Source organism: Microbacterium sp. (assembly GCF_036277215.1).
In the GTDB taxonomy this organism is placed as follows: domain Bacteria; phylum Actinomycetota; class Actinomycetes; order Actinomycetales; family Microbacteriaceae; genus Microbacterium.
This window is the reverse complement of the sequence record NZ_DASUNI010000341.1, coordinates 1-14677: the sequence shown is the minus strand read 5'-3', so window position 1 is coordinate 14677 and position 14677 is coordinate 1. Positions and strand designations below refer to the sequence as shown.

Annotated in this window: 13 protein-coding genes and 1 pseudogene; 8 read left to right on the top strand and 6 right to left on the bottom strand. The window is 69.1% G+C overall.

Annotation, left to right across the window (positions count from 1 at the left end; genetic code table 11):
- The 5 genes from VFX99_RS16275 to VFX99_RS16255 form a co-directional block, all read left to right on the top strand.
- Positions 1-626 (top strand): NAD(P)-dependent alcohol dehydrogenase (locus VFX99_RS16275; RefSeq protein WP_329667334.1); only part of this gene is annotated, 626 nt, incomplete at its 5' end.
- Complete coding sequence (locus tag VFX99_RS16270) at positions 623-1336, top strand: ABC transporter ATP-binding protein (RefSeq protein WP_329667333.1); 714 nt, start codon at positions 623-625, stop codon at positions 1334-1336. The genes VFX99_RS16275 and VFX99_RS16270, both read left to right, overlap by 4 nt.
- Positions 1333-2619 (top strand): ABC transporter permease, encoded by a 1287-nt coding sequence (locus tag VFX99_RS16265; protein WP_329667332.1) that lies wholly within the window; start codon positions 1333-1335, stop codon positions 2617-2619. The genes VFX99_RS16270 and VFX99_RS16265 overlap by 4 nt, the downstream gene beginning before the upstream one ends.
- Positions 2620-2629: 10 nt before the next feature.
- A complete protein-coding gene (locus VFX99_RS16260; protein WP_329667331.1) occupies positions 2630-3325 on the top strand; it encodes a DUF2306 domain-containing protein in 696 nt (231 codons plus the stop codon).
- Entirely contained in the window at positions 3322-3615 is a 294-nt protein-coding gene (locus VFX99_RS16255; RefSeq protein WP_329667330.1) for a hypothetical protein, read from the top strand. Before VFX99_RS16260 ends, VFX99_RS16255 begins: the two co-directional genes overlap by 4 nt.
- Here VFX99_RS16255 and VFX99_RS17280 read toward each other — a convergent pair.
- From VFX99_RS17280 to VFX99_RS16230, 5 genes and pseudogenes are all read right to left on the bottom strand, one after another.
- A complete protein-coding gene (locus VFX99_RS17280; RefSeq protein WP_414684414.1) occupies positions 3612-6107 on the bottom strand; it encodes a LuxR C-terminal-related transcriptional regulator in 2496 nt (831 codons plus the stop codon). The genes VFX99_RS16255 and VFX99_RS17280 overlap by 4 nt on opposite strands.
- Positions 6108-6407: 300 nt before the next feature.
- Positions 6408-7256 (bottom strand): annotated as a pseudogene (locus VFX99_RS16245) (serine/threonine-protein kinase); the annotation flags it as partial.
- A 381-nt stretch (positions 7257-7637) separates the two neighbouring features.
- A complete protein-coding gene (locus VFX99_RS16240) occupies positions 7638-8534 on the bottom strand; it encodes a universal stress protein (RefSeq protein WP_329667329.1) in 897 nt (298 codons plus the stop codon).
- The gene (locus tag VFX99_RS16235; RefSeq protein ID WP_329667328.1) at positions 8531-10006 is read right to left on the bottom strand and encodes an APC family permease; all 1476 of its coding nucleotides are present in this window, start codon (positions 10004-10006) and stop codon (positions 8531-8533) included. The genes VFX99_RS16240 and VFX99_RS16235 overlap by 4 nt, the downstream gene beginning before the upstream one ends.
- 149 nt (positions 10007-10155) lie before the next feature.
- Complete coding sequence (locus VFX99_RS16230) at positions 10156-10890, bottom strand: hemerythrin domain-containing protein (RefSeq protein ID WP_329667327.1); 735 nt, start codon at positions 10888-10890, stop codon at positions 10156-10158.
- Between the two features lie 172 nt (positions 10891-11062).
- Between VFX99_RS16230 and VFX99_RS16225 the strand changes: the two genes are divergently transcribed.
- From VFX99_RS16225 to VFX99_RS16215, 3 genes are read left to right on the top strand one after another with little or no spacing between them, the layout of a single operon-like run.
- Complete coding sequence (locus VFX99_RS16225; protein WP_329667326.1) at positions 11063-11635, top strand: SRPBCC family protein; 573 nt, start codon at positions 11063-11065, stop codon at positions 11633-11635.
- Between the two features lie 9 nt (positions 11636-11644).
- Positions 11645-12610: an ATP-grasp fold amidoligase family protein gene (locus VFX99_RS16220; protein WP_329667325.1), complete on the top strand. Its 966-nt coding sequence runs from the start codon at positions 11645-11647 to the stop codon at positions 12608-12610.
- Entirely contained in the window at positions 12607-13842 is a 1236-nt protein-coding gene (locus tag VFX99_RS16215; RefSeq protein WP_329667324.1) for a glycosyltransferase family 4 protein, read from the top strand. Before VFX99_RS16220 ends, VFX99_RS16215 begins: the two co-directional genes overlap by 4 nt.
- Here the strand turns inward: VFX99_RS16215 and VFX99_RS16210 are convergent.
- Positions 13831-14677: glycosyltransferase family 2 protein (locus VFX99_RS16210; protein WP_329667323.1), on the bottom strand; the 847-nt coding region annotated here is incomplete at its 5' end. The genes VFX99_RS16215 and VFX99_RS16210 overlap by 12 nt on opposite strands.

Genomic DNA, 14677 nt, shown 5'->3' with positions numbered 1-14677 from the left:
CGAGCCTCATCTTCGGCGGACTGACGGCCCAGGCCTACCTCAATCAGGCGACGGTCCACGCCGGCAGCGCGATCCTCGTCAATGGGGCGTCGGGCGCGGTCGGTTCGGCGTTCGTGCAGCTCGCCGGCGCGGTGGGGGCGCATGTGACGGCCGTCTGCAGTCGCGCGAACCACGCTCTCGTGACCGATCTCGGAGCGGAGCGGACCATCGACTACCGGACGCACGACTTCACCGCGGACGACACGACGTACGACGTGATCGTCGACTGCGTCGGCAACGCGCCCGTCGACAGAGTCGCCCGCTCCGTGCGCCCGGGCGGCGCGGTGCTCCTGGTGGCGGCCGGTCTGCGCTCGCTCATCCGAGCCAAGCGGGACGCCCGGCGACACGGAATCAGTGTCATCACCGGTCCGGGACCCTATCGGGCCGACGACCTGCGGCATGTCATGTACCTCGCCGAGGTCGGCGACATCCGGCCCGTCATCGACCGCTCCTACTCCCTGGACGACATCGCCGACGCCCATCGGTATGTGGATACAGGACGCAAGCGCGGCAGCGTCGTGATCAACGTCGTCGAAGCCACCCAGACTGTCCTGGTGCCCGCCACTCCCGCCGAGGTGCTCCGATGAGTCCCGGGAGCACCGCCGCACTGCTCGACGTCCAGGACCTTCAGCGTTCCTACGGTCGTGGCGCCAATCGGTTCGACGCGCTGAAGGGCGTCTCCCTCCGGATCGATCGCGGGGAGTCCGTGGCGATCGTGGGCAAGAGCGGCTCCGGCAAATCCACGCTGATGCATCTCCTGGCGCTTCTCGATCAACCCGACCATGGTTCGTTGCGGGTCGGGGGAGTGGATGCCGCATCCCTCAGCTCCCGGCAGCTCAGCCGGCTCCGCAACGAGACCTTCGGGTTCGTCTTCCAGCAGTTCTTCCTCAACCCGAATACCAGCGTGCTGGAGAACGTCATCCTGCCGCTGAAGATCGCCGGCGTGGGTCGCCGCGAACGACGCGCGCGCGGGATGGCTGTGCTGGACCAGCTGGAGATGGCCGACAAGGCTCAGAGCAGGGCCGTCAGCCTCTCGGGCGGCCAGAAGCAGCGTGCGGTGATCGCCCGGGCGCTCGTGAACAACCCACAGCTCATCTTCGCGGACGAGCCGACCGGCAACCTCGACACCGTGACCGGCCGCTTGGTCGAAGACATCCTGTTCCGCTTGAACAGAGAAAGCGGCATCACCCTCGTCGTGGTGACGCATGACACCGAACTCGCTGCGCGCTGCGACCGCCAGGTCCACATCAGCGACGGCCGAGAAGTGATCCCCGAACTGATCGGAGTATTCGCATGAGAATCACGGATCTGCTGACCACCGCGGCCGGCAACACCCTGCGCAGCAGGGCGCGGACCACTTTCACCGTGCTCGCCATCTTCATCGGCGCGTTCACGCTGACCATCACGAGCGCGATCGGCACGGGCGTCTCCGAGTACATCGACAACCAGCTCGGCGCCTTCGGTGCCAAGGACGTCCTCACGATCACCAAGGCGAGCGAGCAGGCAGAACAGCAGGAAGGGCCGGCGGAGTACGACCCGGACGCGGCGATCGTCGGCGCCGACCTCGCCCAGTTCGAAACCGAACCCCTGACCGACGCCGACCTCGACGCGATCCGGCGGGTCGAAGGCATTCTCGATGTGAGCGCCGTGCGGCAGGTCAATCCCCGGTACGTCGAATACGACCACGGTGGGAAGTACGAGCTCGACGTGAACGCCACGGCGAATCTCACCACACCCGACCTGGCATCCGGCGCTCAACTGGACACCGTGGGCGCCGATCCCCAGATCCTGCTCGTCACCTCCTACGTCGATGCGCTCGGATTTCCGGACGCGGACAGCGCGGTGGGCGCGACAGTGCGCATCGGCATCGCCGACTACACCGGAGCCATGCACGAGGTCGTCGCCACGGTCGCCGGTGTGCAGAACGAGACGATCCTGGCCTCCGGGGCCGCGCTGAACGAGGCCCTGATCGAGCGGCTGCACACCGTCCAGAGCCTGGGGCAGCCGGCGGCCACAGCGGAGCAGTCCGTCGCCGCCATCGCGCACTTCGACCCCCGGGCCACCGAGGCCGAGATCGACACCATGCAGGCGGCTCTGTCGGACGCGGGATTCGACGCGTCCACGGTGTCGGACCAGATCGGTGTGATCCAGACGGTCGTGGACGGCATCATCGCGGTGCTGAACTCCTTCGCCGTCATCGCGCTGATCGCCGCCGGCTTCGGCATCGTCAACACCCTGCTCATGAGCGTGCAGGAGCGCACCCGCGAGATCGGGTTGATGAAGGCGATGGGGATGCGAGGCGGAAGCATCTACGCACTGTTCAGCGCAGAGGCGGTCTTCATCGGATTCCTGGGCAGTGTCCTCGGCGCAGCAGCTGCTGTCGGGATAGGCAGCGCCGCGAACGGCTTCATCGTCGACAGGTTCCTCACCGAACTGGAGGGGCTGCAGGTGCTGCGCTTCGAGCTCGTGCCGGTCGCGTCCATCCTGCTCACGGTGATGCTGATCGCATTCCTCGCCGGAACCCTGCCGGCTCGGCGGGCAGCTCGCCAGAACCCGATCGATGCACTCCGCTACGAGTAAGGGGCAGGAGATGAGCCTCACGACTTCCCACCCCGCACCCGGTGTCCGGCCCGCGCGCCGACGCGGCGCCGGCTGGCTGCTCCCGACCGGGCTGATCGCGTTCGGACTCATCCCCATCCTCGCCAACGCGCTCCGACGGGTCGCGCTCGCCGCCGGCGCAGCCGACTCCTCCGCCGGCGACGGCGGTGGGATGCCGCTGCCGGTCGTTGTGCACGTCGTCGGGGCGACCGTCTTCGTCGTCCTCGGCGCGCTCCAGTTCTCCGCCGGTTTCCGCCGGCGCCGGCCGTCCTGGCACCGGATCGCCGGCCGAGTGGCGATCCTGGCGGCCCTGCTCGCCGCGGGCTCGGGGCTCTGGCTGGCCTTCGCCACGCTGCCGGACTCCTCGCCGCTGCTGTTCCTCTTCCGGCTGCTGGCGGCGGCGGGCATGGCGCTGTGCATCGTCCTCGGATTCCTCGCCATCCGGCAGCGCCGCCTCCCGCGGCACCGAGCGTGGATGATCCGCGCCTTCGCCTTCGGGCTCGGCGCCGCCACCCAGGTGTTCACGCTCGCCTTCGGCGAGGAGATCTTCGGCACGAGCGGGCTGAGCATCGCCCTGCTGAACGGAGCGGGCTGGGCGATCAACCTCATCGTGGCCGAGTGGATCATCCGCCGCGCGCCCGGTCGTGCCGTCCGCCGCGCCGCAGACAAGACAGGAGCGCGAGCATGAGTTCGGTGATTGCTCAGGACGAGCCCGGCGACTACGAACTGCGTATCGGGCGGCACCTGGAGGACCGTTGGGCCGGGTGGTTCGGCGACCTCACGATGACCCGCGAGCCGGACGGCACGACGACGCTGCGGGGTCCCGTCGCCGATCAGGCCGCCCTGCACGGCATCCTGATCAAGATCCGCGATCTGGGAGTGGTCCTGCTCGCGGTGCGTGCGATCGACGCAAACCCGTCGACGACCACCGACACGACGGGCCGGACTACCGTGTCGTGGACCGACGGTGATCTCTAGGAGGGCGGTGTGCGCCCGCCCCGCCCGAGCTCACCCAGTTCCTGGGCGCGGACAACGGCCGCCCGTCGGTTGTTGACCCCGAGCTTGGTGTAGATCCGTTTCGTGTGAGTGCGCACCGTGTTCAGCGAGACGACGAGCAGGCGGGCGATCTCGGGGCCGCTCATCTCGGTGGCGAGAAGCCGGAGCACCTCGCGCTCACGATCGCTCAGGGGCTCCGCGAGACCGGCGCTCCGCTCGTCGCTCGGCGCGGCGCCTTCGGAGGCGCCGAACAGGGTGAGGAGCCGTCGGGCATATGCCCGGACGGAGTCCCGCGAGGTGATCGCATCCAGCAGTCCGGCCATCGGTGCGCCCTCGTCCACGAAGAGGCGCGCATAGCCTTCGGGCTCGGCCAGCACCAGGGCCCGCTCCAGCGACGCACCGGCATCCGGAACGTTGCCGTCCACGCGGTATGCCAGCGCCTGCAGCGCGAGGATCTCGATGACGCTTCCGGTTCTTCCCCCGGCATCCGCTGCCTCGAGCAGGCGGGCCAGGAGCGCCGTGGCGTCGCGAAGCGGCTGCTCTTCGCGGTGTCGCCGATGCTGCGCGAGCAGGATCCTGGCGAGGGTGATGTGCTCGTATTCCCGCAGATAGCTGAGGTCGTCTTCCGCGGACAATCCCGCGCCGCGGGCCCAGGTGAGGGCTTCGGCGATCCTGCCCTGCTGCAGCCAGACTCGCGCCCTCGTCGCGGGGACGGGGCGGACGACGGGCCCCATGTCGGCCACGAAGAAGTGGTCTGCCTCGTCGAGGAGCAAGGCCGCGCCGGCGAGGTCTTCCCTTGCCTGTCGCAGCTGGGCCAGCGCCAGTCTCGAGCGGTAGCGGTACTTCGGTAGCCCGGCGGCGTCGCCGTGGGCGGCGCCGAGCTCCAGGTGCGCGGTCGCCGCCTCCAGATCTCCGCGCTCGTACAGGATCGTGCTCATCCCGACGTGCATGTCCGGGATGCCGCGGCGAACCGGCGGAGTCTGCTCGAGCGCCAGCTGCAGGGCGGATTCGTAGCTCGTCATCGCGTCGCGCAGCCGGCCCTGGGTCAGGCGGATGTCGGCCAGGGTGACCGTGCAACCGAGGACGTCGGCGATGTGGCCCGAGCGGCGGAAACTCGCGACGGACTCCGCATAGCCCTCGTACGCGCCGTCCAAGTCGCCGCTTCCCCACAGCGCCAGGCCCTCGAGCGCTGCGGCCGCGCCCCGGCGATACTGGTCGTCCTCATCGAGCAGCTCGAGCGCCCGCCGAGCGTACGCCACGGTCGTCGCCGCATCCCCGCGAGCCAGTGCTTGCCCCGAGCGGTAGATCGCGATCGAGCCGGGCAGGCGCCGGAATTCGTCGGCATCGACCACCACAGGCTGATCCGGATCCGGGCGGCTGTCGTCCGAGGAGTTCGTCCATCGCTCTGCATCCCGCAGTCGGGCTTCCACACCTTGCATCTCTCCGGTAGAGAGCAGTGCGCCGGCGAAGCCCAGGCTGAGGACGGGCCGTGTGTGGAAGACCTCCTCTGGCAGCGCCTCCAGCCATCCGCGCAGCGTCGCCTCCCGGCGATCCCGCGCCATCGCCGGCAGTGCCGCCTCGATGAGACGCGCGGCCAGCGCGGGGTCAGGCGCAGCAAGGGCGTGCTGGATCGCGGCGTCCTGCTCGCCGTGCTGCTCGTGCCACACACTCGCGCGGCGGTGCAGGTCGGGCACGTCGTCCGGCTGCTCCTCCATCAGCCGCGCCCGCAGCACTTCGGCGAACAGGTGGTGGTAGCGATACCAATGACGATGGTCGTCGAGCGGCACGAGGAACAGGTTGGCCCGGTCGAGCGCCTCCAGCATCGCCCTGCTGTCCCCGCATTCCGTGACGGCATCGGCGAGTTGCGCGTTCATGCGGCCGAGGATCGAAGTGTGCAGCAGGAACGAGCGCACTTCCGGCGGCTGGTTCTGCAGGACCTCCTCGACCAGGTAGTCGACGATGTATCGGTCGTCGCCGGCGAACCCGGCCACGAAATCCGCGATGTCGTCTCGACCGCGCATCGAGAGAGCTGCGAGCTGAAGCGCGGCGATCCAGCCTTCGGTGCGGTCGTCGAGCGTCGTGATCTGCTGCGGCGTCAGCCGCACGTCCGTCGCCCGGATGAGATAGTCCGACGCCTCCTCCGCAGTGAACCGCAGGTCGGCTGCGCGAATCTCGACCAGATCTCCGCGGCCCCGCAGGCGAGCGAGGGGGAGTGGCGGATCAGCGCGGCTCGCCAGGACGAGGTGGACGTTCGGCGGCAGGTTGGCGATCAGGAACGCGAGCCCGTCGTGCACCGCCCGTGTGTCGATGACGTGATAATCGTCGATCACGAGAACGAGCTCACCCGCGACGCCGGCGAGTTCGTTGAGAAGGCCGGTGAGCAGTGCCTGTGGCGAGACGGGGCCGGGCGATTCCAGCAGCGCAAGCGCATCGGCCCCCACGTCCGGCGCGATCGTGCGCAGCGATGCGATCACGTACGCCCAGAACAGCGACGGATCATTGTCGCCGGCATCGAGCGACAGCCACGCCGCTGCCGGCTCACCCGCTTCGCCTGCGGCGATCTCCCCGAGCCAGTCGGCGAGCAGGGTCGACTTACCGAAACCTGCGGGCGCCGAGACGATCGTCAGGCTGGATGTCAGTCCTCCATCAAGCTGCTCCAGCAGACGCGGGCGCGACACCGCCCCTCGCCGCGCTTTCGGTCGGTAGAGCTTCGTGTTCAGCAGCGGACGCGACGACACCGTCGTGGGCAGGTGACCCGCGAAGTGAGCCGGCTCCGCTCGAACATCGCCTTCCGGTTCCGCCGTCAGGGATCGGCGGATCTGCTCTGCCGATCGTGCCAGGTCGGCGGCCGAACGCGGCCTCCCCGCAGGGTCCTTCGCCATGCACGAGACAACGAGGTCCCGCACGGGGGCCGGCAGGTCGGGAGGCATCGGCGGCGGAGCGTCGTTCACCTGCGCCAGAGCGATCGCGACCTGCGACTCGCCGGTGAACGGTCGCCGCCCTACGAGTGCTTCGTAGGCGACCACGCCCAGCGAGTAGATGTCACTGGCGGCGGTGACCGGTCGGCCGCTGACCTGTTCGGGGGATATGTACTGGACGGTCCCCATGACGTGGCCCGTGGCGGTGAATGGCACCTGATCGGCGACGCGTGCGATCCCGAAGTCGGTGATCTTCAGTCGCCCATCCGAAGTGAGGAGGAGGTTATCCGGCTTGATGTCACGGTGTACGAGGCCTGCTTCGTGTGCGCCATGCAGCGCACGTGCCGTCTGGGCGATGATGTCCAGAACGCGATCCGGGGGCAGCGGCGCCTCCCGCCGCAAGACATCCGAGAGCGGCTCGCCGTCGACCAGCTCCATGACCAGGAAGGCCGTCCCGTCCGCTTCGCCGTAGTCGTACACGCGTGCGATGCCGTCATGGTCCACCAGCGCCGCATGCCGCCCTTCGGCACGGAAGCGTTCCAGAAAACCCGGCGCCTCGACCAGCTCTGCCTTGAGGATCTTGACCGCGACCGCGCGACCGATGACCCGGTCCGTCGCCTTCCAGACCTCGCCCATGCCGCCGACCGCGATCCGACCGGACAACTCGTAGCGGTCAGCCAACGCCATCCCCGGCTCGACCGTCATCGGTAGCGCCCCGCTGTGGCGATCGATGCATCCATGATGACCGATCCTCTCGAAGACCGCTCCCGTACTCCCCGCACCATTCGCCGGGGAGAGATGCAGTCTCATGCTGACGCGAGATCGCGCCCGGTGCAACCGTACCTTCGGTCGGTCATCACCCGCCTCGATGAGGTGTCCGACAGCCCGACGAAGATCATGCGCAACGCGGGAACCCGACCAGGCGTTCGCGTTCTCGAAGCTGCCGAACAATGGGTCAGCCTCGCCCTCGTGGAGTCCCTGATCAACCGGCAGACGGGCATCCACCGCGCTCCCGAATACGCCGAGACTGCGAACTGGCGGCGTGGCGCGGGTTCGGGCGGGCCGCGAGGGGCTCGACGCCGCCCGCTAACCGGTCGCACTCCCCGGGACGATGATGACCGGCACCGGCGAATGTCGGATGATCTTCGATGCACTCGAGCCGAGGAAGACTTGCGCCAGACGGTGCGTCGATGACGATCCGAGCACCAGCACGTCGCCGTCGACCCAGTCGACCGACGTGACGGCTGCGGCCCAGTCCGCTCCCTCCGCGATATGCAGGTGAACGCTGTCGTCGGTGAGGCCCATCGAGTTCAGGTGCGCCTGCGCCTCCGCTTGAGCCGCCGCCGCCTGCACCGCCCACAGGTCGATCACCTGCGTCTCGGCGTGGCTCACGTCGCTGGTGACCGGGCGCCGCGACGGGCGCACGAGGAACGTGACGACGCGCAGCTGCGCCGACGCCCGCCGGCTGATCTCGGCCACGCGCGTCAGCAGCGACCAGCTCGCATCGTCGTCTCGGAAGGCGACGGTGATCCTCGTGACTCCCCTCGACGTGTGGTATCCGCGAGGTGCGATGGCCACCGGCACCGTCGACGAGTGCACCAGCCGGTCGGTCTTGGATGTCAGGCGGATGCTGCCCGGCTCGGCGTCGTCGCCCGATCCGACCACGAGGATCGCGGCATCCCTTTCGGCCGTCTCTTCGAGGAGGGCCTGGGGCACCGACCTGCCGGCGACCCACACCGCGGACCCCTCGACCAGAGGATGCTGCGCGAGGTCCGCTGCCGCGAGCGCCGCGCTGTCGGCCCCCTCGCCGGCCGCCCACTGCTCGAACTCGCGATCGGTGCCTGCTGCAACCGGCGTTCCCCATCCTCTCGGGACGACAGACACGGCGACCACGGGTTCGGGAAGGGAGCGCGCGAGCTGGCAGGCGAGCTCGACAGCGCTGCGATCGTGCTTGTGCGGCGCGTATCCGACGACGTAGGTCATACCTCGGCCTCGGGGTGGATCGGCTCCGAGATCTCCTCGTCGGAGGTGTAGTGGCTGAGCGTGGCGTGCCTGCGCCCGTAGAACAGGTAGAAGACGAAGACGATGGCGAGCCAGGTCACGCAGATGATCCAGGTGATCGGCCGCAGGCTGGTGAGGACGTAGACGCACACGAGAACCGTGAGGATCGGCACCACCGGGTAGAGCGGGACCTTGAACGGCCGCTCGAGGTCAGGCCGCCGGCGCCGCAGCACCATCAGCGAGATCGCGACGACGCTGAAGGCGACCAGCGTTCCGAACGAGACGCTGTCCCACAGGTAGTCGGAGGGCACGAACCCCGCGACGAGCGCGACGACGATGGACACGACGACGGTGTTGAAGACAGGTGTGCCGTGCTTCGCGCTCACGGTGAGGAATCGCTTGGATACCATGCCGTCCCGCGAGATCGAGAAGAGGATGCGGGTCTGGCCGTACAGCGTCACGAGGGTGACGGAGAACACCGAGACCACTGCACCGGCGGCGAGGATCGTCGCCCAGATCGGCGTACCGGTCACGAGCTCCATGATCTTGGCGAGACCGGCCTCGCCGGCTTCGGGGGTGGCGAACCACTCCACCGGCTGTGCCGCGAGACCCGCGATGCATACGAGGACGTAGAAGGTCGTGACGATCAGCAGCGCCCCGATGATCGCACGGGGGATCGCCTTCTGCGGGTTTCTCACCTCCTCGCTCGCCGTGGCGACAGCATCCAAACCGATATAGGAGAAGAAGATGACGCCGGCCGCACCGCTGATTCCGGCGGCCTGCGAGAAGAAGTTCGAGAAGTGGTCGGCGTTGAATGCGGAGAACCCGATGACGATGAACAGTGCGAGTACGCCGAGCTTGATGCACACCATGACCGCGTTGACCGTCGCCGATTCGGACGCTCCGCGGATGAGGAGCACCATGCACAGCAACACGAGCACGATCGCGGGCAGGTTCACGATGCCCCCGGTCGCCGCGCCGTCGTCGCCCGGCACGAAGGACACTGAGAGCTCCCTCGGCAGTTGGAATCCGAAGAGGTGGTGCAGCAGTTCGTTGAAGTACCCGCTCCATCCGACCGCGACCGCTGAGACGGCCACGCCGTACTCCAGCAGGACGCATCCTCCGACCAGAACGGCGGCGCCCTCGCCGAGTGCGTGATAGGTGAACGAGTAGCTCGAGCCGCTCACGGGGATGGATGAGGAGAGTTCCGCGTAGCAAAGCGCCGCCAGCCCCGCGGCGACAGCTGCGAGGAGGAACGAGATGATGACGGCCGGCCCGGCGACCGGAATGGCCTCGCTCAGTACGAAGAAGATGCCGGTGCCGACCGTGGCGCCGACCCCGAACATCATGAGCTGGAACGTACCCAGATTGCGCTCGAGCTCCTCGCCCGGGTGATGCTTGCGCTGGAAGATGATGGGCTTGCGCCGAAGCAACTGCTTCCCGAGAGCGGACATGTCAGGCTCCAGAGGGTCGTGCCCCGCTCCAATGCGACGGGCTTGCCCAAGTCTGGTGCGCACTGCGTCGCACGGCAAGAACCGCGCGCGACCGTCGCTGCGGCAAGGTCATACGCGGCAGGACCGTCCACCGCGAGGGATGCCGGGGGTCACACCATCGCCGGAACGGGGCGGTCGGGATAGATCTCCCGCATCGCGCGCTCGTACCGTCTTTTCATCAGCAGCAGGTAGAGCAGCCGAATCGGCGCGGGCACGTTCGCGCGGAACCACTCGTCGCGCTCGGCCTCGGGAACGCTGGCGAGCAGCAGCCCGACCTGCAACGACATCACGTCTTTGGGCAGTTCCTTGCGATGGGCGATGAGCGCGGCGCGAGTGTGCGCCTCCAGCTCGTCCCATTCCTTCTGCGACAGGACCGCGCCGGCGACCGGCATGATGTCGTCCTCCTCCTGGCCGAGATGCGCGTACAGGGTGTCGCGGAGGACTTCGATGTCGCCGGCGAACGTATCGCGGAGTCCCGCGTCTGCGGTTGCGACCCAGGGGGCGAGCTGCGGCTCGATGCGCGCGAGCTGCGACGCGACCGCCGCGTGCTGCGCCTTCATCTGATCCACGTGGGCTACGCATGCCGGATCACGGGTGGTCAAGCGATCCCAGAGGACCGTGTCCTCCGTCTCGTGGTGCAGGTGGAGGGCGAAGAAGTCGAGTTTCGCGTAGTCCCCGACGATCGCGGCTCGTTCGAGGTCGCCGGCCTTCACCTCGCGGATGAGCAACGGCAGCTCCCGGTACAGCCAGCGGAAGATGCGGTGCACCAAGATCAAGCCCGACGTGTCGCAACCTGGCTTCTGCCCATCGGGCATCGACCCGGACGACGGCAGCTTCTCAGCCATTACGACCCCCGACCTCATCACGGATCACCGCTGCCCGACGGCCCCCGCGCGCCGGACAGCCGCATGCTACTCCGATCACGCCGCGCCCACACCACGTCAGTGCTACTTCCGGCCGGGCGGCCGTCTGCGGTGCCCTTGCCCGCCCCGCATGCGGCGCCGTACGCTCTCGACCGTGGAGAACGAGGCTCCCGGGGGACGCGACCTCGACGGACGATCGGCGACCGTCGATGTGCGCGTTCGCGTGAGCGAGAGCCGATGGAACCGCCGCGTCGTCGTGGACGCGACCGTGAACCACCGGGTCGAAGCCGTCTTCCCGTACCTGTCCAACCCGACGCAGTGGCATGACTTCGCCCCTGCGGTCGTGTTCCGCAGGCAGATCGACGCCGGGCCGCCTCAGGTCGGTACGAGATGGATGGCGACAGACCGCATCGGTCCGTTCCGCGTGCACTTCATCGACCAGCTCGATTCGCTGGATGAGAATCGACGCGTGGTCTGGCTGTCATCGGCCCCGTGGAACTCGCGCGTCGAGTACGCGTGCGCCGAGTCAGGCGAGCGGACGCGCATCCGCGCGGACTACGCGGGTGAGCTGAGCGACTCCTTGCGCTGGCAGGTCGGGTGGCTGCCCGGGTGGGCGACGCACCGGATCCTCGCCCAGGATTTCCGGCGACTGGATCGACTGCTGACGATTCAGGCTCGCGCCGCCGGACGGTGGCGGGTGGGACATCCTTCAGACGCGGCGGCATAGCCTGAAGGCGTGAACCCCGGCCCCCTCGAGCGCGAATCCTCATCGACGGACACCGCCTCGCTCGCGACGGTCACCGCAACCAAGGGCGATCGTGTCGCCTGGCGCGAGCGGAGCCGCCTGATCCGCTCGATCCGGCTGTGGCGCACTCGGCACCCGCGGACCTTCCGTGAGAAGGTCCGGTACAAGATGCTCCGGGATCATCGCCCGCTCATCGTCACCTTCGCGGACAAGGCGGCAGTGCGCGATCACGTCGCCGCGCGGATCGGCGACCGATACCTGCCCAGGGCGTACGCGATCGTCGACGACCCTGCCGAGCTGCGCGACCTGGAGCTGCCTCCGGCGTACGTGGTCAAGCCGACGCACGGGAGCGGAGCCGCGATCGTGATCTCCGAATCCGCACCGGAGGACGCACGGCTGCCGCCGGAGCCGGGCAGCTGGGTCTACCGCCACGTTCGGCCGGAGTTCGCTCACCGGGATGACATCGTCCGGATCGCCCACGGCTGGGTGGCGCAGCTCTACGGGCAGGGCCCCAACCGCGAATGGGCCTACGGTCACGTTCCGCGCCGCGTGATCGTCGAGGAACTGCTGGCCGGCGCTGACGGTGGGATTCCCGACGATTACAAGTTCTTCGTCTTCCACGGCAGGTGCACGTTCGTGCAGGTCGACGCGGGACGCTTCGGACGGCGCACCCAGGACTTCTTCCGCCCCGACTGGCAGCACGTCCCGCTCAGCGGCGGGCCGCCCTGGGCCGCCCCGGAGCCGCCGAAGCCTGCGCGTCTGCGGGAGATGATCGATCTCGCCGAGCGACTCGGCGCCGACACCGACTTCGTCCGCGTCGACCTGTATGACCTCGACGGCCGGATCGTGTTCGGCGAACTGACGAGCTATCCGGCGGGCGGAGACAGCCCCTTCGACCCGGAGGGCTTCAACGAGGAGTTCGGCCGACCCTGGACCGTGCCCCGGCGGTATCGGTGACAGGACCGCACGAACCCGCACCGAGCCGTCAACGCTGGCTCGTCGCCACGACCGAGTACGCGGGGCTGACTGCCTACACCGGGGGCATCGGGCGTCACTACGCCGCGCTTCTGCCCGCGCTGGTCCGGGCGGGAGTCGACGTCGATCTCATGGTGTTCTCGGATGCCGCGCCCCGGGCGGATGCCGACCTGCAGGGCGTCCGGCTGCTGGCCTTCCGGCGCACCGACCGGATGTCGCGCGTGCGCGCGCAATTCGCGCGAGCGCGGGACGTACGCGCCGCCTACCGACGCACAGCCTACGACCGGGTGTTCCTGCCGGAGTGGGCGGCACTCGGCGCTGCCCTGCCCCGGAGCGCACCACTGCTGACCAATCTGGCCACCAGCATGCGCCTCGCCAACGACGTCTCCGGACTGCGGCTTCGCGATCTGCCGTCCTGGAGCCGACTGCCGGTCGCCGTGCAGAGCCGACTCGAGACGCGGCAGATCCGTCGATCGGCGGGGCTGATCCCGATCTCGACGGCCATGCTCGCGCGCACCAAGGCGATGCTCGGCACCGTGCCGCCCTCCGTCGTCGTCCGCAACTGCATCGACGTCGACCGGGTGCGCGCCGCCGCGCTGACCGCATCCCTACCGGGCGGCTGGCCGGACGGCGACGACCCGATCGTGCTCTTCCTCGGTAGATCCGAGCGACGCAAGGGCGTGATCGAGGCGGTCGCGGCGTTCGGAGAACTCCACCGCCGCATGCCGCGAGCGCGCCTCGTGCTCGCCGGCGCGGGCGGGGACCGGCGGTTCGAGCCGACCCGGTCGGGTCTGCTCGCGACGCTGCCGGGCGAGGCGCAGGAGCGCGTCACCTGGCTCGGGCACGTTCCCGGCGACGAGCTCTACCGGGCCATCCGCGCAGCCGATGTGGCTCTGTGCCCGTCGCGGTGGGAGGGGTTCGGCAACGTCGCCCTCGAGGTGAAGGCCCTCGGCACGCCGTTGATCGTGACATCGGGCAGCGGCTTCGACGACTTCTGCGCGGACGGGATCGACTGCCTCATGGTGCCGCCGGCCGACGCCGGCCGACTCGCCGAGGCCCTGCACCGCCTGCTGGACGAACCGCAGGCGGCTCGGGCGCTCGCGGATCACGCGCTGGCGGGGATCGGAGACTTCGCTCCCGATCCGGTCGCCGCGGACCTCATCGTGGCCGCGGACCTTCTTCTCGGTGCTCGCGACCGCCGATCAGCTCGCTGAGCCTGGGCCGACGCCGACCATGCGGCTGACCGAGGCGTCGGTCCGCCGCCAGGAGGAGCCGTCCCATCGCACGGCGCCGTCCTCGGCGAACGCCTCGAGCCACCCGGTCATCGGCCATTCGCCCCAGCGCGCGGCGAATCTGGCGCCGTTGCGGAGGATGTCGTCGAGATGCTGCCACGGCGGGGTCGACGTCTCGTGGTGCTGGTGGTAGGCATGGGCACCGCCGACCCACAGCAGCGGCACCGCTCGGCTGCGGAGGGTGAACGCGAAGTCGGTGTCTTCCCCGCCGTAACCCTCGTACCCCTCGTCGAAGCCGCCGATGCGCATCCATTCGTCCGCGCGTACGGCGAACGAGAGCGACCAGAAGAGCGGATATTCGTCGTCCGACGCCGCCTGCACTTCGCCGTCCGCCGGGGCGGGCCGCGCCGGGTGGGGAGCCGTCGCGGCCACCAGCGCGCGGCGGTCGGCGACGTCGAAGCCCGGCGGCAAATAAGTGACGGGACCACTCAGAACCGCGTCCGGGTGCAGCGAAGCGGCCGCACCGTAACGATCGATCAGGTCTGGCCCGGGGACGCAGTCGGCGTCCAGGAACACGAGAAGCGTCGCTCCGTCGGCGATCGCAGCGTCGGCGCCTGCGTTGCGCGCCGCCGCGAGGCGCAGGCCGGCGGCGCCGCGATCGACACGCAGGATGCGGTCGGCGTCGAGCGTGGGCGCGTCGTCGTCGTCGATCCACACGACGATCCGTTCGACATCCGCTCGGCCGGCCAGCGCGGCGAGCTGGTTGCGGAGATGCGCCACCCGCGGCGTGGAGCACAGCGTGATGACGGCGATGCGC